The sequence below is a fragment of the Haliscomenobacter sp. genome (assembly GCF_965225875.1).
GTDB lineage: Bacteria > Bacteroidota > Bacteroidia > Chitinophagales > Saprospiraceae > Haliscomenobacter.
The window spans coordinates 4,505,496-4,524,641 of the sequence record NZ_CBDDBS010000002.1; the positions used below are offsets into that span (position 1 = coordinate 4,505,496).

Consider the following 19,146-nt stretch of genomic DNA (forward strand, 5'->3'; position numbering starts at 1 on the left):
GCTATTTCGCCAATACCACTTCTACGAGTATGTTTCCGCGGGTGGCATTAGAATAGGGGCATATCTGATGCGCCTTTTCTGCGAGCTCTTGTGCCAGGGCATGTTCTACACCTGGTATCTCTACTTCAAGTCTCACTGCAAGGCCAAAACCGCCCTCTGGCGTTTTACCAATGCTCACGTGTGAATGCACTTTTGTAGTACCAGTTTTAACTTTAGCATTTCCGATTACCACGTTCAAGGCTCCACCGAAACAGGCCGCATAACCGGCTGCAAATAGTTGCTCCGGGTTGGTATAGGGGCCCCCCGGGCCTCCAAATTCTTTAGGTATCCGCACCTGGAGGTCAAGTACATTGTCAGATGAGCTTACATGTCCTTCTCTGCCTCCGCTGGCAGTTGCCGATGCTGTGTAAATTTTTTCAATAGTTGTCATGGTGTTGTAGGGTTTTAAGTTGTATGTTTTTTGTGTTTCTCATCGTGGCATAAACCGTATGCCCATTTTTGGCAAGTAGTTTGGCGGTGAGGTTGCCAAAGCCAGTACTTGCTCCTGTGATTAAAATGATTTTGCTTGACATGTTCATTACTTTGTTTTAAACTTGTAGTACAAATGTTCGGAGTTAAAACAAAAAAAACAAGTAGGACATTTAAAATGTGTAAGTATGAAAAACAATACTAAAATTGATAATCAAGAAGTTAAAAACAAAAAAAGTTTTGTTTTTGATGAAGAATCTTGTCCCGTAACTGCCACGATGCAAGTTTTGGGTGGAAAGTGGAAGCCCATTCTCATCAATGCCATTTATCTAACCGCGCCTGCAAGGTTTGGAGAATTGAAGCGAAGTGTAAAAGGAATCACTCAATCGATGCTTACTCAGCAGTTGAGAGAATTAGAAGATGATGGGATTATTAGCAGGAAAATCTATGCTGAAATTCCGCCAAGAGTGGAATACACATTAACCGAGTTTGGGCTTACGTTGTCGCCAATAATGCTATCAATGGCAAAGTGGGGAAAAGAATATAGAATAAATAAGCAAAAGGCGTGAAAAACGTCAGCCCAACATTTGCACAAATGCCCAATAGAATTATAAATGCTGAGTTTACAACGCTCGGCCCACTATTGTCAATACGATGTTAGCGGCTGCCTTTATTGTCTTTTCGTTCATATCCTTATATCTCAAACCACGCTTTTTGAGGTCTGCTTTTTGGGTAACCGTTTTCAGTGCGAAACTTTTTTCGTTCTGCAGTAAAGTCCCACCACGTTTTTTTTGTGTCATTTGTGTTTGCAAAATTCACGATTAATCTAAATTGGTCTTCTACGCAAGGGTCAATCCAATAACCTTTTTTCTGTTCGTATTCGTCTGTCAGTTTAGCACCGTCTTTTTGTTTTAGTTCGTTGAGTGAATAATAACCTAAAAACACAAGGTCTTCAGCAAACTTAATTCCGATTGATGGTACGGTTTGGAATTCTGCCAACGCATGAATTTCTTTTGCTCGTTCGGTTGTAGCGTCTAACAAGACTTCCAATTCGTCAATTGCGAAGTCAAGAATGTCAGCAATTTTGATTTTGTTCTTTCTCAAGTTTGCTTTTTCAACATCCGTTAGTGGAAGTTTTATGTTGGTTTTATTTTTCATCTTCGGCAAAAATCAGCAAATAACCGTTATTGTTTTATATTGAAACGCTGTCGCGCCATAAAATGTTTGATTGATAAATGCCATTACCACAAAACTGTCTGCGGAGCATGCCCCCTATTGCAAATCTACTGTTAACAGCTTGTTGTTTTTGTTCCCTATTGCCTGTTGTTGCAAATTTTGTTAGGCTGTTTTAGGCTATCGTTTCTAGTCCGAATAATTAATAAATTTTTTCCCATCGAAAAGGTAGAGCCCCGTTTGTCTCGTACCCACCCAAATGTTTCCAGTTTTATCTTCCAAAATTGCCCAAATCCAGGGATTGATTAGGCCATCTTGAAAACTGGTGAATGATTTTCCATCGTAACGGGAAAGGCCACCAACGCCGCCAAGCCAAATGATTCCTTTTTTATCCTCAATGATTTTAGCCACTAAACCGGTACCTGATAAACCATCACTTTTAGTAAAACTTGTAAAGGTTTTTCCATCATAACGGTAGGCTCCGGCCCAATTGCTGAACCAAATATTTCCGTTTTTGTCTTGCAATTGAGGCCAAGCCCAATTGTGACTAACGATTCTATCCTTTTCGAATCTAACCGACTCGTTTACAATCGTTAGTTCTGGTAGTTTAAAGTTGCTTATGGTTTTACCATCGTAACGAAAAACACCAGCGTTGGTTCGTCCACCCAACCAAATGTTACCGGCGTTATCTTCTAAAATACGTTCCACCTTATCGTTACTGCCTAAAAAGCAATTTGCGGCCTCATCAATGATAAACAGCGTAAAAAATTTGCCATCGTAGGTATAAACACCATCTATGGTCACGAACCATAGTTTTCCACTTTTTGCTTGCAGCATACTGTATACCCAATGCGAGTTGCGGTGGGATTGATTCTTGTTGGGAGGTAGGTCCTTAGGTAAAGGAATCTGGATTTCGGTAAATGGTTTACCACCTGTCTTGATGTGCATCGAAGGGTCGTAAAGGCAAAGCCCCGCATAAGTACCTATCCAAATTTTGCCATCCTTATCTTCCAAAAGACAAGAAATATTATTGCTGTTTAGCCCATCGTCCACTACAAATTGACGAAATGATTTCCCGTCATACTTATAAAGCCCATTCTCTGAGGTTCCGAACCAAAGGTTACCTGCTTTGTCCTGTAGGCCACATTGGACATTGCCATTTCCTAGGTTTTTTCCAAGTTTTGGATGTCCCTTTTCTTTTGGGAAGCCTGGTTTGTTCTGTCCGCCACAGGAAGTGTGAAAAACAAACACCAGAAACAAAGCATATACGTGTGCGTATTTCATGATTTTTTTATTGATTTTATAGTGAAAGTATCCCGCTTGCCTTTTTGATGGCCGAAGGGTCAAACCCTGCATTGCGGAAATAATCAAAATCATCTTTCAAACTTTTGCTTAACTCGCTCCCAGTTTGCCCCGACTTTAAATATTGTCGATAGAGCTCGATCGCTTTGGTGACATCGCCTTTAAAGAGATAGGAGTGAGCCAGGTTTTTTACCAGCGAGGAGTCTGAAGGTTCGTTGGTCAAACCCTTCGATAAAAAGCCAATCGCTTTGTCGTAATTTTTAGTTTCGAGCAAATGACGACCGAGTGAACCCGATTGCCCGGGTCTCGGGTTCAGTGCATCTAAAGTGCTTATCCTTTGTCCAGTTGCACGCAGCCGGCCATTAATCGTATTCGTATAACCACTTACTGTCCCGGTGCTATCGAAAGTAAACGTCTTGGTGCCCCTTAATTCGAGGTTGCGAAAATCGCTTGACGACGTAAAATACATTTTGCTCTTGAGGCCATCGGTCCAGAAGTAAAGCCCGTCTTTTTCTTTGGTTATTTCTGACAACCATCCGTCTACTATGTATTCGCCGATGTATTTCGAGGTGATCGTGTCGTTTACAGGTACAGTGGTTATTTGTTCAGGTTTTTCGAAACCAGCCCAATTGTATACCAGCGCTATGCTGTTGAGCAACTCCAGTAAAACGGAACCATCTTCGGAATTCACAAACAACGCCACTCCTTTTCCATTGCTGAGTCCGGCAAGGAAATACCCCGTGAATCCCTCGTTACTCGCCGAATGAACGAAGTATAGCTCGCCATTCCTGTCTTGTAGGAAGGTGCCCATGGCAGCATCATCTTTATAGGGCATTACATGCAATTTTACCATTTCCTGGTTCAGCACCTTCGATGATTTTCCCTGGTAAGCCTGCTGTATTTCTACCAGGTATTTGCAGATGTCGCTTGGTGTAGTCCATAATCCGGCCGCAGCTTTTTCCGGATAGACAAAATACTTTCCCGGTACTTCATCGCCGTTGCTTTTGTACCCTGTTGCTAGATTTTTACCTTGGGCAATGGAAGGAGGCTGATTGTAAGAACTGTTGGTCATTCCCAAGGGCCGTAGCACTTGCTCATACATGTATTGCTCATAGCGTTGCTGCGTAATGTCGGTGACCATTTGCTGCGTGATCAGGGTGCCTCCGCCAGAATAGCGGACTTCCTTTCCGGGTTCTGTATATGAGCGTACAGGTTCTGTATTGGAAGGAGCGCGACCATCTAAAATATCTATAACTGACGCGATTGCACTATCTCGGTGGTAACCGGGGAAACCATGAACCCCCAAGCCTGCGGTGTGGCTGAGCAACTGGGCGGTGGTGATTTTTTTGTCATGGGATACCGTGTCGTACGGGAATTTCCAGTTGACCAGGTACTGATTGATGTCCTGGTAGAGGTCAAGCTTTCCCGCTTGTGCCAGCCTTAGGATACCAACGGCGTTCAATGACTTGCTGATCGATCCGGGCTCAAATAGGGTATTGGCAGTTACTTTCCGGCCTTCTTTTTTGTCCGCGTAACCATAGCCTTTGGCCCATACAACTTGGTAATTGTCGATAACGGCGACACTTAATCCCGCTACGTTGTAATGCTTCATCCTTTCAGCAAGGGAATACATTTTACCGTCGATGACCAGGCCACCCGATAGGCTGTTTTCTACCCGGGTGATCTGTTCGTTTACCGTTTTAGAATAAGGCTGTTGTGCGCTGACCGTAATAAGGCAATGGCACAAAAAGATTGCTAAACTAATTTTTCTCATATCGCATCAAAGTTCAAAGTTGATCCAGCGAAATTACTTTGATATCTTGCGGTGAGGGAATTTGGATTGTAAATAGAAATGTAACCTTTGTAAATAAAGTCTTGACATGATGCTTGATCTTCGAAATCACCTGTCTGGGAAAGATAAGTACCTGTTTGGATGCTTGCTACTTATGTTTATCGCTGTAATCTCTGTGGCTTTCATTATAGGAGGCAGCGACGATTTTGATATCGCCAGGAGGGAAATTTTACTCCGCCGAATCGGACATGAGATATTATTACAGTCCGGCGACAGTACATCACGTGTGCTTCCGGTAAAAAAAATGGCCGAAAATGAATACCAGCTCAGTTTTGAAAATGCTTTTACTTTTCAACCCGACTTGCTGGTGAATACTACCCAGCGTTTGTTAGCCAAAGACCCGCTTGCACATGATTATGTTGTTAACGTAGTTAACTGTGCCAATGCCAGTGTAACTTATGGATATGCGGTATCAAAAAACAAGAAAGATGATATTGTAACCTGTATCGGAAGAACGCAACCCATCGGATGTTACCTGATCAACATTAAATTTAAACCAAGGGGTATAATTGCAGCAAAGGATGGATATTTCCTAGGCGGGCTGTTGTTTTTAGGGCTTGTTGGGTTTGTTTTTTTGAGACCTGCCAAGCGGCGAAAGGCCTTACCCGACAGCCGGCACACTGATTTGTTCACTCTGGGATCCATGTCATTTGATGCGGAGAAGCGTAAGCTCATGATAAATGGAATGACCATCGACCTGACCAAAACTGAAACCCGGGTGCTACGCATTTTCGCCTTGTCTCCTAACGAAACGATCGAGCGAAGCCGGCTACAAAAAGAGATCTGGGAAAATGAAGGTGTTATCGTGGGCCGCAGCCTTGATGTATTCATATCAAAATTGAGAAAAAAACTGGAATTGGATCCGAATATCAAAATTGATGTTATTCGCGGCAAAGGGTATAAGCTTGAAATTGGCGCTTAAAACTTAAACCCAAAATCAAGCCCAGGTTGAATAAAGTAGTTAGGCCATTTTTGTTCTACTGCTTTAAAAGATGCTGGAACATTGGTTCTTACAGGCCAATAACTGATTCCAATAGCTGGTTCAAAAAAGAAGCGGTTCTTAAAAAACGTAAACTGGTAACCTAAATAGGTGTCCAGATATAAGGTGTAGCCATTTCCAATCTTTTTATTGTTCTCATCCAGGTATTTTTCAAAAGCATTCAATGCATAAATAGAGGTATAAACTCCTTTCCACCAAAACCTCTGGTATCCTATTTGAGGAGCAAGGATGCGTGCATGTCCTGGATAGTTTAGTCCAGGTGCATCAAAGGAAGGTCCAAAGGGGATACCTAATGGCCAGGCATAAATAGACCTTTTAAATCTAAATTGAACAACATCTTTAGGGGTTATTCTATACCCAGCATTTAATTGCACATACCCAGGGTTGTTTGTTTTATCAAAATTTCCTAAAAGCAATAATGTGCTCCCAACAAAAAACTTTCTGTAAGTACTGTCTTGTTTGGCATCTTGTGCTTTTGGTGCGTTAACTTGTAGCGTGCTTGCCATCATGAAAACAAAACCAATCAATAAAATGTGCTTTTGCATTTCTTTTCTTTTGATGTGAAACGATGCTGCAAAAGTGTATTGGTGAGCTCCAATAACTCGTTCACTTAAGTTAAGAAATGCGTTTTAGCTCTTTTTTTCAAGAATCCTAGCTCGTAGTCTACTTAATGATTGAGGTTTGATGCCTAAATAGCTCGCTAATTGGTGTTGTGGAACACGCTGAATCAGGTCCGGTCTTTTTTGTAGCAAGTTCAGGTATCGTTGTTCAGGTGAAGAAGTTTTAAACTCGTCAAAATTGATTTGTTGTTTGGCTAACAATTCTTCCGACAACATTCTACACATTAGTTCAAACTTTTGGAATTTACTGTTCACTTCTACTTCCATATCAGAATTGGAAACCAAAAGGATAGAGTCTTCTATACAGCTTACATAATATTCAGATGGAGTTTTGTTGATTACACAAGGGGGAGTCAAAGCATCCATTTCTGTGTAGAAGGCAGTCGTTTTTTCTTCTCCGTCGATGATGTAATAAGTCCGAATACAACCTTTAAGTACAAAGTAGCTTTCTTTCGATTTTTGTCCTTCTTTGAGTAAAGTCATCCCTTTCTTTACCGAGCGAAATAGGTCTAATGAAAGTATTGTGTTCTTCTCCTCTTCGGTCAGGGAAACGTATTTTGCGATAAAGTCGAATAGTATGTCTTGCATTGGTTGGTTGTTGTTACTGTCGCATAACTACAGCTTAAAAATGTCGGCTATACCCATCATTTCTGCCCGGTTGCACTTTTAAAGCCCGTGATGGTCTTTCCATCATAACGATACACGCCATCAAATGAGCCAAACCAAATAGTGCCATCATTGGCTTCAAAAACCCCAAAAAGGTTTAATGATTCTGGTATTTCAATTACCGTTGGCCTTTTATCAGATAATGACTTTTCATCAAAACGGTAAAGCGCCCATTTCCCATTAACACTTCCACTTCCCCAAATGTTACCACTTTTATCTTCGCAGAGAAAACGGATATTGTTTTCGGAGATATTTGTAAATGTACTGCCGTCATAACACCAAAGCCCATCGCCACCTAGCCATATGTTTCCTTTTTTATCTTCTATGATCGACCATACATTGGTAAAAACTCTTCCTTCTTTATCTGAAACAACGGTAAATATTTTTCCATCATAAATGAAGGCGCTGCTATTTGTACCAAACCATAATTTGCCCGTTTTGTCTTCAAAAATAGGGTTGACTCCATTAGAGCCGGAAGCAATATTCGGATAAGATTTTCCTGCACTAGCTTCAATTACCGTATTTCCTTCCATTATATAATTTCGAAACGATTTTCCTCCTGCCCTGAGTGACTTGTGCTGAGCGGAGCCGAAGTGAGCCGAAGGGCCGTAACGGCTTGCTCCTCCATTAGCCCCAAACCAAATATTGCCAGCTTTATCCTCATGAATAGAGGAAATATTATTGCTAACAAGCCCCTCCTTGGTTGTGAAATGCTGGAGGGATTTTCCATCGTAATAATAAACGCCAGCACCATAATTACCGAACCAAAAATTTTCATTTCTATCTTGTAAAACAGAAAAGAAGCGGTCTGGACCTAAGTTGCCTGTGATGTTGGTAAAAGTTTTTCCGTCGTAACGAATAATGCCCTCGTTTGAAGCAAGCCAAATGTTGCCTTGCTTATCTTGGATGATGGTGCGAACCGATGATGTAGGTCCGTAGGGGCTGATGAAGCCTTTGGACTTGCTGGGGTCTGTTGGTAGGATGGGATTCGTTTGCCCTTTGCAGAAAGTGCAAAAGATTAACATTAAGAATAAAGCATATAATTTTACGAGTTTTTTCATTTTTTAATTATTGAGCAAGTTTGTGGAAAAAAGTAAGTTTGATTGTCGATGCCGAAAAACTGTTGTCTTAGTTAAAGTCCAACAGGAATTGCTTTGTCAAACTTCCTATTCAAGTCTATTTGTTGGTGAATAAAGCCAGGCTGCTCATCCAAAATTAACGGCAATATTTAAGGATTTTACTCACCTCCTTTAGTCCAAGTCTCTCTGTTTAACGGCCAAGAAGCAAGGCTGGAGAATTGTTCAAGCGATACACTTGCGCCAGCGGGGGAAGTAATTTCATCAGACATAGGTTAGGTTTTTATTGTCTAAAAAGGTTTCTCCGTTCAGTCGGTATGCAACGAGTTTACCCCCTTTTGCAATGCTATAGTCTAAACAACAAATATTTTTCTTGTATAGTGATGGTTCTCCTTTAAGCCAATAATGTCCGAAAAATACTTTTTTGTCATTGTCTCGATAAAAGTCAAGTGATTTTAATTCGGACAATTCAATCGGTTGTTCAGGCAAATTGTCAATCGGTTCAACACTTATTGAGTTGTAAGTCATCGTAGATGGGTCTTCCCACCATTTTATTCTTATTTCAGTTCTCCTTGTTCCGTCCTTGTCGGTAAAGAAAAGTCCTTCCGGCATTTTCATTTCTTTTCCTTTCAAAGTTTGGTCTATGGCTTCATTCAATTTTGTTCCTTTTTTTACTGATTGATAAATAAGTTCGTCAGTCAACCGGTCATTGACTAATGTTTTCCTTAAATATTCGATGATGTTATTGTCCCAACAGGCGTGAACGGCTTTGAATTTGGTGGTTTCGTAGTACAGTGGCAATTCCTTAAACCATTCTAAATATTCTTCATATTCATTCTGTCGGTTTTGAAATTGTTTAAGTGTTTCATAGTGTTGAATGATGTTCTTAATTAAATGTTTTCTAAGGTGTCCGCCTTCGCTTTCTTGGAAATGAAAGCACAATGCGTTGTATTCGTGATTGCCCATTAAAGCAATGGCATTTTCATTGTCAACCATTGCCCTAACTATTTGAAGCGTTTCTCTAATTTTAGGCCCCCTGTCAATGTAGTCGCCAACAAACAATACTTTTCTGTCGGGATGAGCGTATGCTCCGTTGATTTTTGCATAACCCAATTTCAGAAGTAATTCTTCGAGTTTGTCTGCATGTCCATGAATGTCACCAATTAGGTCAATCATATTCTAGTTGTTTGTCTTTTTGGCTGTAGGTTTTATTCTCCATCAATGATAAATTCCATCGTTTTGTCAGCATGTTCCTTTCTTACAATTCCTTCAGCATATGGAATATTGTGTACACTATTGTATTTTGTTAGATAAGCTGAGTTTATTTTTTCAGTCATTAAGTCATTGTCTACTGGAACAAAAGCTTTGATTGGAAAAATATCATCTCCACACTTGATTTGCCCTTTTGGATTTTGCAAAAAAGTGTTGTACCAGCTTTTTTCTGCAAAGCCCCAGGAACGGGCAAAGATTCTATTTTCAACAACAACCATCCAAATGTCTAAAAAGCTGGGTCTGTCAAAACCTGCTTTAATTCCAATTCGGTTATTGTCATTTATGAATGCTATGGCAATTTCCTTGTTCATTTTGTTTGCTTTTTAAGTTTATGCAAACCTACGGTGAAAGAAAGAGCCTTAAAATGTTATTATTTACTTTGCTGTAGGATTTATTCCAATCGTCAATATTGTGATGTGTATTGATTTAGACAAGCGCTAAAGCATTCGTTTATTGAGCGCTCTAATAAGGCAATCTCGGTAAGTTTTGGCAACTGTAATTTTTAAATCATTTATACTTATTTGATTGTCTTCATAATATTCTACATTGATTAAGTTAACAATGTAAGAGTTGTGAACCCGCATGAATTCGTTGGGCAAACTTTTTATAAGGTCTTTCATTGATTTGTAGTAAATAAACCTTTTATTAAAAGTAGTGTAAATTTCTACGTAGTTTCCTGATCCTTTGATTATGGTTATGTTGTCAAAAAACAATTTAATGAATTTCTTGTCGGACTTTATAAAGGCAAATCCTCTTTGTTCCATTTCCACGCTTTAAAATTTAGGGTGGTTCGCTAAAATTACAGCCAAGGTGCTGCGGCTTTGCGAAGTTCTGAAAAAGAATGAAGCGGAGCGAGGATTTTTTCTGCTGGTTGAAGTCTTCTCCCTCTTTAACGGCCAGGAAGCAAGACTGGAGCATGGTCTGGAGGCGTGGGGATAATCGGAACAAGTCTGGAGAATTATTCAGGCGATACACCTGCACAAGCGGGGTGCTGCTGGCGGTTGTCAATTCACACCACTTTTCGATTTTCAGTGATCGCCTCAGCGTAAAGTGTCGAATTAAATGCCTGCAATTGTTCGGCAAGTTTTTCAATGAAAGGCTTGCCGAAAATTAAAAAATCATTTTTTTGATTTTCGCTTAGTCGTATTTCTCTCACTATTTCAGCGATTCCCCCCAAATAAACCCATAAATAAAACTCGTCTTTGTGTTTAGTTAATACCCAATACCAATCTTCCCAATAAACCAACTCTCCTTTGTTTCCTAAAAAGTCGAGGCTACTTTTTGTTACTTTAACCTTATTTTCTTTGTCGCTGACAAAGTCTATAAAAAAATATTTGTTTGATTTATCAAGCAGCGTCTCATCTATTATTTTTATGTCCTTGTCCGTTAGATTGTAGTCGAGTTTGATGTATTCAAAAAAATCGACTTTATCGCCAAATGTCAAACTTGCTTTATAAAAATGTAATTTCTCCTGCCAAACTCTCCAATCTCTGGTTTCTTTTGAAACCAACATTTTCTCGTCAAAAAAAATTAAGTCGAGCTTCATTTGTCAGTATGTTAGTGGTCGTTTTACGCTTGCAGACAACACAGAAATATGTGCACTTTTCGCGTCTGTTTGGTGAAGATAAACCAGGAACGCCTATTTAAGCACAAAGAACACAAAGCCAAGATGTTGACGGTACTTTATGCTCAACAATCCAGGCATATTGCCTCGTCAACGTCTCCCCCTTGTGTCCCTTGTGCTCTCCTTTGCGTCCTTTGTGCTAAATAATGTCGCTTATTGACTCTCCAGAAAAAACTACTTAAACAACACCTGCGCAAACATAAACAAATCATGCCGCCACACCGGCCAGGTATGCCCGCCCGCATATTCACTGTACTGGTACTTGACCCGCTGGTCCAAGTCGACCTCTTTAACGGCCAAGAAGCAATCGGAACAAGTCTGGAGACTTATTCCAGCGATTCGCTTGCGCTAGCAGGTGCTCAAATTTAAACAATGGCTATCGTTTATGTCTTAAACCGAAGTCACCATAAGCCTTTGGTAAAGCTCATAATATTTTTTTAATATGCGCCAGTATACTGGGCGGGCTTCAGGCGTAAACCCAAATAATGGATTTATTAAAACCCCAAGACTACGACGCAAACTTGAATCTCTTGATTTAAGAACGCGGTCAAATTCGGCTTTGAATTCTTCTTTTGTTGTTAGCCTAGTTTCACCATTTCGATTTTTTGTTGTTAGAAAAGTTTCAATCCGTTCTTTCAATTGTTCTGGTCTTAATCCCTGTAACCAAGTTTCTTGGGGCGTTATGTATCTTTGGTATCTCCAGCCGTCCACTTCAGGATGATAAATAAGCTTTGGATGTTCTGATGCTATTTCATAATGTTTAGTGGGAAGAGAGTAAACTTCCTTTAGAATATTCAAATGGAATTCATTACTAGGAGGTGCCAGCTGATAAAACGCCAATGGTGCAAAAAGATCATAAGCGATATCACGGATTGGTCCTCCTGTAGTTGGCAGCCAGTCAAATTTGTTGTTTGGTAGTTTAAGCAGAGATTGTGTTTCTGTACTTCTTAGTAGTTCAATTGTTTTGCATGCCTGTTTACAAAGTTCAATTATATCTGGCTTAGCTGGGTCGAGTGGCACATATTTGGCTAATTCGGCAAAAAGTTGCTGCGGCAAGTAGGTTAAGTCTGTATGCAAGTGATGATTGCTAAGAGAAGCAGCCCATCGCACAATTTCATCTACTGACCAATAAGTTGAAGCTATCTTAGCGTATTCTGGCAATTGCAGCGTTTGAATGCTATCAGAAACCATTAAGAAACATACTTGCTTATCGACAGAGCGGCTGAAACCTATCTCATATGGTACCCACCAAGAACCGCCAGTATTTTTACTAATTATACCCAATAAAACAGAAGAATGTCGCACACCACGTTCAATAGCATAAACCAGACCAGTTTCTCCAAGCATGCCAAGAGCTGCAGCATTTTGTAAATCTCTATCCTCTTCATCAAGCCAATAATGAACATCAAGTGCCGATAAAATGGACGCTATTGCACGAACAATAGCCTTATCAGATGATCTATGTGATAAAAATACTTTGACACCCTCGATTAGGCTACTGCCACCCATGCCGTCTGATACATAAATATTTTTTCCTTCATTCATGTATTTCGATTTCTGAAGTTATTTTTCTTTTAGGAGTTTTTTCCTCAAACCCCTTGAAGGATCGCCTGTAGCTTGCTGCTAATGCTGAAATATGCTTACTTGTCGTGTCCTCTTCATAAAGATAAATCTGGAGCAGCAAATCTCAAAGCATTCACGATTTTAATTTTATCAACCTGATAATGAATAGATTGATTATAGATGTCCTGTTTCTGGACTTCGGTAGTAATACAAAACGAGCAGTGTAATATTTGAGAGCCCCGTATTACCCCAACAAGGCCAATTTCGCTTCCAACACCTGCTCCATTTCCTAGGTTTTTATAAGTTTTGGGTGTTCCTTTTTGATAATTTTTTTTTAACTGGTACGTTGCAGGCAGTCCCCAAAAGTAGGATTATCAGGAAAGTAAAAACTTGCCTTTGTGAGAATTTTTTTCATTGTTCAAATTGTCTTTGAGGTTTTTTTATCTATTTGTTGGTTTGGGTGTCGCTCTGCAATGACTGCTAACATTCGAGTATTTGCGAAGGCAGGGAATTCATTGGTTGTGCAGCGTGAAACAAATGTTATTTGAAAATATGTTGTTGAATTAGAGCTAAACCTGAACATTGAACGTTGAGCCTAAATCAATGCTGATACTTGCACACAGCTGAAGTTAAATGGTCCAGCCCTGCTTTGCAAATACTTTTATTGGCTGCTCTTTTGGTTAAGAGATACCGTGTTTGTTATTTTTAATCGTTACGAATAAATCCTTTTAACTCCTCCTTAGTTGGCTTCCATAGCAACCCATCATATACTTTCATTAACCATATAAGATCAGTGGGAACAAACAGAACATCACAATCTCTGGCACCAAGTGCATTGTCTCTGCATGTCAATCTCACCCCCCAATTTCCAGATTTCACCCAACCTGCTGCCCGATATTTATAGAGCTTATCCATTTTCCATCCCTTAACAAAACCTTCAATGTTATCTTCTCTTGATTCGTATGTGTATCTATCTTTAGATTTTCTGTTTGTAACCATACGCTTTATAAATTTAGGCTTAGTGCTTTTCAGATCAAGCAAATATTCAATTTCATATCCTGCTGAGTCTTCGGCCAATCTTGCAAATAATGTATCGGATTTAAATTCTAAATTTATAAACTGCCGATCGCCTTGAATTAAAGGAAACTTGAAGTGACTCCAGGAAGTACAATTCCATAAATTAATTTCCTTTGAGGTTTCTAAAACCAGCCAATTTCCGTTCGTTGAAAATACAATACGATGAACATAATCCCCTGAAAATTCTAATGATTTTTTTGCACCAGTGAGAATACTTCTTAATTCTACCCCTGATGTGGTGTCACTCTTTTGAAAATATGGGACTGCCATCCATTTATCCAAAGGATCTACGGCTCCCTCTGGGTGATAGGTTCTTGTTGAATCGGACTTAAAAAACCAACTTTTTGAGGGTGAGGGAGTTGTATTCCAAGATTTAAAATCTTTGACACTACTTGAATAAAAACCTGAAGAAGAACTTTTAACTACATCGGCTTGGTGACCTTTTCCAACTACTTTTTTTGACGATATTTCAATGATAAACATATTACTTTCCTTATCGCAAATCACAATTTTCTCATCTCCAGGCAAAAATGATATGCTCTGAATTGGAACCTCTCCACTATAAACTACTTTTCTAGTTTTCTCAGGGGAGCTTGCATCAACCACTTCTACAGTGACATCTACATCATTTTCTGTCCTACCTGAGAAAGCAAGTAAGTGACCTTTCTGGCTCCAAGCAAAAGAGTTTACTACCCACCCATCGGGATCAAGCCAAACAAAATAATTCTTCAATGGATTCCAAATACCCAATCGCTTCCTATCAAAATAATTCAAAGCGAGATAGCTGTCATCAAAAGACCACTTAGCTCTGCTAAAAAAAGAAGAGGGATCAAAGTCTACCTGAGTGTAAGTAGAGGAATCAATTTTACCACTAGGGTCAACTAGAACTAATCCATTGTCATGGTGAGCGGCTGCAATACCATCGCTCCGAATATCGAGTGCACCATATATTTGACGAAAGTAACCTCCAAATTGATTTACCCTATCTTCTAACAAGTATTGAGTATTGCCAGACAATAAATCCCATACCATTGTTTTAGGTTGTCGAGAAAGTTTAATACTAACGGTATGTCGATTAATGAAATTCGGAAGTGTAAAACCACTTCCATAAACTTTATCACTTATTGCAATAGAAGAATCATTCCAAAGCTGGTATTCTGGAATTGCATCTAAACCTTCACCTTTCCAATTTCTTGTCAAAATTTTATAAGAGTTATCATCGGTCAATATTATCCATCCGATTCTATCAGTAATTAAGGATGTTACTTTTAGAGAGGAAGTCCTTGTGTTGTAAACAGCTAGATTCGACCTATTTTCTTTCGAATTATCGATTAGTAAAATATAAGGGTCTTTTAAATCAATGATTTGATAGTTATTGAAAACTGATTTGTAGTAAAAGTCAATAGAGGATACTGCGGATAGGACTAATTCCCTATTTTCGGGGCTTTTTTCAAAATTATATGCCTCTTCCGCAAATCTATATGCCTTTACAGGGTCGCTTTCAAGGTAACGCATTGCTGCAATTCTATTTTCTAACATTTCACCTTGTTGGTTCAAATGATCAACCCTCCTTTCCGAGACTATTTTCAGAGAGTCAGCAATACTTTTTAGTCTTTCTGCTTTCGTTTTATCTTTTAGTGCAAGACTTTTTAAAGAATCTGCGTGATTTTTTAACTTGATTGCCTTTTGCATTTGATTTATTGCATCCTTTTTTTCACTTAAAGCAATATTTTTCAATTCATTCGCTTGTGATAATTGTTGAAAAGCGACATTCTTTAAACTATCCGCACGATTTTTTTCTGTAATCGCTACTTTTGCTTCTTTTGCTTTATTGTAGGTGAAAAAGGTTGCTAAGCCAAATATGGTAAGAACTCCAAATAATACCGCCAATGAAATAGTTTTAAGTCGTGCACTCTTCTTTGTAAATTTTAATGCATTTTCGATTCTGTCGAGAATGTCCTGAGCTGGTAAACCCTGCTTTAAATTTTCTAAAGTATCATCTATTAATGCCAAACCGCCAATTTTTTTATACCACTTGGCTGTAATTTCATTTATAGCTCCAGCGATGGTAATTGGAATTAACGGCTTGTTTTTATTGTTCTCTAGGAATAATATTATTTCTTGTTCTATTGCTTCAGAAGTTTGGGCACCTTCGCTTCCTATCAATACAAATGCTGTTGATTGTTTAACCGCATCTTTTATATTTGAAGGTAGTTCTCTACCGGGGGTTATACTTGACAACTGGTCAATATAACAATCGAAGCCTTTCTTCATGAAATGTTGGGCGATAGCATATGCGTAATCAAGGCTGTCTTTACGGGAGTAAGAAACGAAAATGTCATATCCAAAAATTGTCTTTTTGATATTCCGCAATGGTGACATAACAATTGATTTAGGGTTAGTTAATTTTTATTTTAATTTTTTGGGTATATGGTAAAAGTAGACTGTTGAAGAAGTTGCCTCCAACGCGCTGCGGCTTTACAAAGTTCCGAAAAAGAATGGAGCGAAGCGAGGATTTTTTTCGGAATTTTGAAAAACCGCAGCGCGTTGTACAGAAGGCGAGCGAAGCGAGCCTTTTGTACAACGTTTTGGGGCTTGGCGCACTGGCGGATTTATAAGCACCGAACTGTCAGCCTGCACAAATATTCTATAGAAACACAGCACTTGACTTAAGCACGTCACCCGCCATTTTGCCAAACGCCTGTTAGCGGTATACTACTTTGTACGTTCATTTAATAGAGACTCCTATAAAAGCTCCTTACACTATACTATCTATAATTTCCAATGTCAGTTTTTTAAAAATTCGTCTGAGATATGAAGAGTCTTAATGTAAAATCCTGTTTTTGTTACATTTAACTTGTATGGTTTGAAATGAGTTAATTGTGTTCATACATCCAAATCTCGTTCCCGCCACAACTAGCGACTCTTCTGCTGCTAACTATTCTGCTTATGTTTATTGCACGATTTTGGTAGATGAATTCACAGGCATAGTCAATGGTGGCTGCCCAGTTCCCATATAATAAATCGTTATCTCTATCTACAATTAATAGGTCTCTCCGTACATAGTGGATGTTGGTTAGCAAACTTGCGTCTGCCTTATTTCCTGTAGGCAAACCATAAAGATCCAGTTGTTCTTCTTCGTTCATTTTGTTTTGTTTTAAGTTGTTCTTGTCTACTCTATTTGGTTTTCGACTTCCCCAATCCGCACGAAAATCCCATATTAGATTAGTAATCCTCTACCGGAATCGCTACCAAAGGTTCAGTTCAACATTGCCTTCATTCTTGGCATTGAATGCCGAACGAAGGCTTAATTGTTGGCAGCAGTTTTATCCTTTTGGAGCAATATTTTCCGCAAAACTCACAAATGGGTTTGTTTCACTAGCCATTTTTACTGTTTCAATAGTGTTACTAACTGCATCCTTAACTCTAACGAATTCGTTTTTGTCATACATGACTTCAGTGAAATTTCCAGTTAAGGTTTTAGAAACGAATCCTAATATTAAACTTACCACGGGTTTGCATTTCTCGATTAGTTGAGGAATCGTATTATGTGAGCTACTTGCCACTCCATTTGCAAAAGAGATATTTTTTGAATCAACACTTTCTCCAACAATATTTTCAAATGTTTCACCAATAATTGCTAGTAAAAAGTACTTAAAACGAAGATGCTTTAACAATGAAAGCTGTTTGCTTTCGTCTCCAGTACAATTGCCAGAATTATTTTTTATTTTCAATTCATAAAATCTTTGGTCGATTGCTTTTATTAAACAATAAGCCAATAAAAGATGTTTTGATTTAGTACCGTGAAATGCATCATCATATAGAGTCGTTTTTTCGAAGATGTTGTTTTTCCCACTTCCTGCCTCTAAATAATTGCCATGAAATGCTGAAACAGGTTGAGCAACTACTTCAATGCTTAAGGCAGAATTGTTTTCAAATCCTCTTTTAAAAGAATATGAGTATCCTAATTTTGCGAATTCTGCCGCTATTCTTTCTTGTTCAGGGTTTTTGCTATACTTATCCCAAGTTGTAATTTCGTTTTGAGTATTGTTATATTCAATTATTGAATTTATTGTGGGTTCATCTGCTGATTCTATAATTCTACACATTACTCTTACGTCGCTTAAATTCGCAGGATTTGAATGTGCAATTGAACCCGTTGTTTGTGCTCCATTGATAATTGATATTCCTTCCAGAATTGTTTCACTGGGATTAGAAGGATTAATTGAATATTTTGTAGTTAAAATCGTAATACCATTATTATAAGCCCAAAAATTATGTGCGTTTGTTTCGGCTGTATTTTTTATCCCATGATTTATTTTTTTTCTTCCTCGTCTACTAATTCCTAGAAAGTTCCTGTAATTTGCAGAGAATAAATGACTATCGTATTGGTCATAAAGCGATTTTAGCCAGGTTCCAGTAACTGTATAAACAGAAGATTTCCAATTTGTGTGAACTTCTTCATATTTCATAACTTCTGGTAAGGTGATAGAATCTTTTACAACGATAGCAGTTTCTTTTAATCTATAAATTTTTTCCAAATTCTCTATTCCAAGCTCTTTCGCAGTAACAATTATTTCTGGATTATTAAGTAGTTTTATTAAATGTTGCTTGACTGTGGTTAATTCATCTAATACATTTTGAGATTCAGCTAAATTATGCACAAACAGAATGTCAATATCCTCAATCTCATTGTTTTCTATAGCGCTTCTTATTTCGGTTGCAATTTCTTTTAAGTTGTTTAAATATTTTCCTCCCTCGTCTGTTCTTAAAGTTTCTAAATCACCAGACAATATCCATGCAAATGCAGTATTTAAGTCAGATGCTTTATTTGCTTTTGCTTTATAGATAGCTCCGCTTCCAGAGTAAGTACCTTGCGCTACAATTAATCTCTTATTTTCTAAATCAAGTCTAATAAAATCAATTTTCTTATCATCACTACCATCCGTTAGGCTTTCTGTAGCAATTTGGTCTAAATCTGGAAAATCTAAATATAGTCCCATTGACCATATCAAATGTGCTTTTTCTTCTCCGTATTTAGATATTAATTCAGTTTGAGTTTTAAATGTGTTTAAGTGGGTCATGTTTTTTCTTTAAAGATATGGTTTCTGGATGGTTTACAAAATTGCTGCTAACACGAAATATGCGTACTTATCGCGTCCACATAATAAAGATAAACCAGGAGTGCCAAATCTCCAAGTACCCACAGTTTTTAATTTTATCAACTTGAAAATGAATAGGTTGATTTAACATACCCCGGTTCACGACATTCGAAACGATACAAATTGCGAAGTACGCAATATTTAAAAGCTCTATTCCAGACAATACAAAATGCGTATTACCGCTAGTCCAAGTCTCCCTCTTTAACGGCCAAGAAGCAATGCTGGTGCATGGTCACGAGACTTATTCCAGCGATACACTTGCGCCAGCGAATATTCGGAAACTGGCTTTCC

General features: G+C 38.6%; 19 protein-coding genes and 1 pseudogene. 3 read left to right on the plus strand and 17 right to left on the minus strand.

The genetic code is table 11. The annotated features are described in order from the left end of the window. Position 1: 1 nt before the first annotated feature. Together ACO08K_RS20345 and ACO08K_RS20350 are read right to left on the minus strand one after the other, a co-directional pair. Positions 2–421: an organic hydroperoxide resistance protein gene (locus tag ACO08K_RS20345; RefSeq protein ID WP_421798327.1), complete on the minus strand. Its 420-nt coding sequence runs from the start codon at positions 419–421 to the stop codon at positions 2–4. 37 nt (positions 422–458) lie between these two features. Next, a pseudogene (locus tag ACO08K_RS20350) lies at positions 459–572 on the minus strand (SDR family NAD(P)-dependent oxidoreductase); the annotation flags it as partial. Positions 573–656: 84 nt separating this feature from the next. On the opposite strand from ACO08K_RS20350, the gene ACO08K_RS20355 reads away from it, so the two are divergent. Continuing rightward, the gene (locus ACO08K_RS20355; RefSeq protein ID WP_421798255.1) at positions 657–1,037 is read left to right on the plus strand and encodes a winged helix-turn-helix transcriptional regulator; all 381 of its coding nucleotides are present in this window, start codon (positions 657–659) and stop codon (positions 1,035–1,037) included. Between the two features lie 124 nt (positions 1,038–1,161). Here the strand turns inward: ACO08K_RS20355 and ACO08K_RS20360 are convergent, their stop codons facing one another. From ACO08K_RS20360 to ACO08K_RS20370, 3 genes are all read right to left on the minus strand, one after another. Continuing rightward, a complete protein-coding gene (locus ACO08K_RS20360; protein WP_421798256.1) occupies positions 1,162–1,626 on the minus strand; it encodes a helix-hairpin-helix domain-containing protein in 465 nt (154 codons plus the stop codon). A 204-nt stretch (positions 1,627–1,830) separates the two neighbouring features. Next, positions 1,831–3,018: a ligand-binding sensor domain-containing protein gene (locus tag ACO08K_RS20365; RefSeq protein WP_421798257.1), complete on the minus strand. Its 1,188-nt coding sequence runs from the start codon at positions 3,016–3,018 to the stop codon at positions 1,831–1,833. Continuing rightward, positions 2,942–4,717, minus strand: a complete 1,776-nt coding sequence (locus tag ACO08K_RS20370) for a serine hydrolase (protein ID WP_421798258.1) — start codon at positions 4,715–4,717, stop codon at positions 2,942–2,944. Before ACO08K_RS20370 ends, ACO08K_RS20365 begins: the two co-directional genes overlap by 77 nt. 109 nt (positions 4,718–4,826) lie before the next feature. On the opposite strand from ACO08K_RS20370, the gene ACO08K_RS20375 reads away from it, so the two are divergent. Then, the gene (locus tag ACO08K_RS20375; protein ID WP_421798328.1) at positions 4,827–5,717 is read left to right on the plus strand and encodes a winged helix-turn-helix domain-containing protein; all 891 of its coding nucleotides are present in this window, start codon (positions 4,827–4,829) and stop codon (positions 5,715–5,717) included. Here the strand turns inward: ACO08K_RS20375 and ACO08K_RS20380 are convergent. The 8 genes from ACO08K_RS20380 to ACO08K_RS20415 form a co-directional block, all read right to left on the minus strand. Beyond that, entirely contained in the window at positions 5,714–6,340 is a 627-nt protein-coding gene (locus ACO08K_RS20380) for a hypothetical protein (protein ID WP_421798259.1), read from the minus strand. The genes ACO08K_RS20375 and ACO08K_RS20380 overlap by 4 nt on opposite strands. An 84-nt stretch (positions 6,341–6,424) precedes the next feature. Next, positions 6,425–7,003 (minus strand): Crp/Fnr family transcriptional regulator, encoded by a 579-nt coding sequence (locus ACO08K_RS20385; RefSeq protein WP_421798260.1) that lies wholly within the window; start codon positions 7,001–7,003, stop codon positions 6,425–6,427. Positions 7,004–7,059: 56 nt separating this feature from the next. Further along, the gene (locus ACO08K_RS20390; protein ID WP_421798261.1) at positions 7,060–8,142 is read right to left on the minus strand and encodes a ligand-binding sensor domain-containing protein; all 1,083 of its coding nucleotides are present in this window, start codon (positions 8,140–8,142) and stop codon (positions 7,060–7,062) included. A gap of 279 nt (positions 8,143–8,421) precedes the next feature. Then, the gene (locus tag ACO08K_RS20395) at positions 8,422–9,333 is read right to left on the minus strand and encodes a metallophosphoesterase (protein ID WP_421798263.1); all 912 of its coding nucleotides are present in this window, start codon (positions 9,331–9,333) and stop codon (positions 8,422–8,424) included. Between the two features lie 32 nt (positions 9,334–9,365). Continuing rightward, positions 9,366–9,740 carry a DUF2255 family protein gene (locus ACO08K_RS20400; protein WP_421798264.1) on the minus strand — a complete coding sequence of 125 codons (375 nt, stop codon included), beginning with the start codon at positions 9,738–9,740 and terminating at the stop codon, positions 9,366–9,368. A 126-nt stretch (positions 9,741–9,866) separates the two neighbouring features. Further along, entirely contained in the window at positions 9,867–10,193 is a 327-nt protein-coding gene (locus tag ACO08K_RS20405) for a LytR/AlgR family response regulator transcription factor (RefSeq protein WP_421798329.1), read from the minus strand. A 16-nt stretch (positions 10,194–10,209) separates the two neighbouring features. After that, positions 10,210–10,437, minus strand: coding sequence for a hypothetical protein (locus ACO08K_RS20410; RefSeq protein ID WP_421798265.1), 228 nt, complete (start codon positions 10,435–10,437; stop codon positions 10,210–10,212). Between the two features lies 1 nt (position 10,438). Then, positions 10,439–10,975, minus strand: a complete 537-nt coding sequence (locus ACO08K_RS20415; protein ID WP_421798266.1) for a hypothetical protein — start codon at positions 10,973–10,975, stop codon at positions 10,439–10,441. A 288-nt stretch (positions 10,976–11,263) separates the two neighbouring features. Here ACO08K_RS20415 and ACO08K_RS20420 point away from each other — a divergent pair, with 288 nt between their 5' ends. Continuing rightward, positions 11,264–11,422 (plus strand): hypothetical protein, encoded by a 159-nt coding sequence (locus tag ACO08K_RS20420; RefSeq protein ID WP_421798333.1) that lies wholly within the window; start codon positions 11,264–11,266, stop codon positions 11,420–11,422. A gap of 21 nt (positions 11,423–11,443) precedes the next feature. Here the strand turns inward: ACO08K_RS20420 and ACO08K_RS20425 are convergent, their stop codons facing one another. The 4 genes from ACO08K_RS20425 to ACO08K_RS20440 all read right to left on the minus strand — a co-directional run bounded on the left by ACO08K_RS20425 (position 11,444) and on the right by ACO08K_RS20440 (position 18,777). Then, positions 11,444–12,598, minus strand: coding sequence for a toll/interleukin-1 receptor domain-containing protein (locus ACO08K_RS20425; protein ID WP_421798267.1), 1,155 nt, complete (start codon positions 12,596–12,598; stop codon positions 11,444–11,446). Positions 12,599–13,321: 723 nt separating this feature from the next. Continuing rightward, entirely contained in the window at positions 13,322–16,075 is a 2,754-nt protein-coding gene (locus ACO08K_RS20430; RefSeq protein WP_421798268.1) for a TIR domain-containing protein, read from the minus strand. 494 nt (positions 16,076–16,569) lie between these two features. Then, positions 16,570–16,839 carry a hypothetical protein gene (locus ACO08K_RS20435; RefSeq protein ID WP_421798269.1) on the minus strand — a complete coding sequence of 90 codons (270 nt, stop codon included), beginning with the start codon at positions 16,837–16,839 and terminating at the stop codon, positions 16,570–16,572. A gap of 180 nt (positions 16,840–17,019) precedes the next feature. Next, on the minus strand, positions 17,020–18,777 hold the full coding sequence (locus ACO08K_RS20440) for an AIPR family protein (RefSeq protein WP_421798270.1): 1,758 nt from the start codon (positions 18,775–18,777) through the stop codon (positions 17,020–17,022). Between the last annotated feature and the right edge of the window lie 369 nt (positions 18,778–19,146).

What these genes read in the sequence shown, in the direction of transcription:
- ACO08K_RS20375 (WP_421798328.1), top strand. Translation starts at nt 4,827, where the DNA reads ATGCTTGATCTTCGAAATCACCTGTCTGGGAAAGATAAGTACCTGTTT.
- ACO08K_RS20385 (WP_421798260.1), bottom strand. Translation starts at nt 7,003, where the DNA reads ATGCAAGACATACTATTCGACTTTATCGCAAAATACGTTTCCCTGACC.
- ACO08K_RS20415 (WP_421798266.1), bottom strand. Translation starts at nt 10,975, where the DNA reads ATGAAGCTCGACTTAATTTTTTTTGACGAGAAAATGTTGGTTTCAAAA.
- ACO08K_RS20360 (WP_421798256.1), bottom strand. Translation starts at nt 1,626, where the DNA reads ATGAAAAATAAAACCAACATAAAACTTCCACTAACGGATGTTGAAAAA.
- ACO08K_RS20370 (WP_421798258.1), bottom strand. Translation starts at nt 4,717, where the DNA reads ATGAGAAAAATTAGTTTAGCAATCTTTTTGTGCCATTGCCTTATTACG.
- ACO08K_RS20355 (WP_421798255.1), top strand. Translation starts at nt 657, where the DNA reads ATGAAAAACAATACTAAAATTGATAATCAAGAAGTTAAAAACAAAAAA.
- ACO08K_RS20425 (WP_421798267.1), bottom strand. Translation starts at nt 12,598, where the DNA reads ATGAATGAAGGAAAAAATATTTATGTATCAGACGGCATGGGTGGCAGT.
- ACO08K_RS20390 (WP_421798261.1), bottom strand. Translation starts at nt 8,142, where the DNA reads ATGAAAAAACTCGTAAAATTATATGCTTTATTCTTAATGTTAATCTTT.
- ACO08K_RS20395 (WP_421798263.1), bottom strand. Translation starts at nt 9,333, where the DNA reads ATGATTGACCTAATTGGTGACATTCATGGACATGCAGACAAACTCGAA.
- ACO08K_RS20440 (WP_421798270.1), bottom strand. Translation starts at nt 18,777, where the DNA reads ATGACCCACTTAAACACATTTAAAACTCAAACTGAATTAATATCTAAA.
- ACO08K_RS20420 (WP_421798333.1), top strand. Translation starts at nt 11,264, where the DNA reads ATGCCGCCACACCGGCCAGGTATGCCCGCCCGCATATTCACTGTACTG.
- ACO08K_RS20405 (WP_421798329.1), bottom strand. Translation starts at nt 10,193, where the DNA reads ATGGAACAAAGAGGATTTGCCTTTATAAAGTCCGACAAGAAATTCATT.
- ACO08K_RS20400 (WP_421798264.1), bottom strand. Translation starts at nt 9,740, where the DNA reads ATGAACAAGGAAATTGCCATAGCATTCATAAATGACAATAACCGAATT.
- ACO08K_RS20430 (WP_421798268.1), bottom strand. Translation starts at nt 16,075, where the DNA reads ATGTCACCATTGCGGAATATCAAAAAGACAATTTTTGGATATGACATT.
- ACO08K_RS20365 (WP_421798257.1), bottom strand. Translation starts at nt 3,018, where the DNA reads ATGATTTTGATTATTTCCGCAATGCAGGGTTTGACCCTTCGGCCATCA.
- ACO08K_RS20435 (WP_421798269.1), bottom strand. Translation starts at nt 16,839, where the DNA reads ATGAACGAAGAAGAACAACTGGATCTTTATGGTTTGCCTACAGGAAAT.
- ACO08K_RS20380 (WP_421798259.1), bottom strand. Translation starts at nt 6,340, where the DNA reads ATGCAAAAGCACATTTTATTGATTGGTTTTGTTTTCATGATGGCAAGC.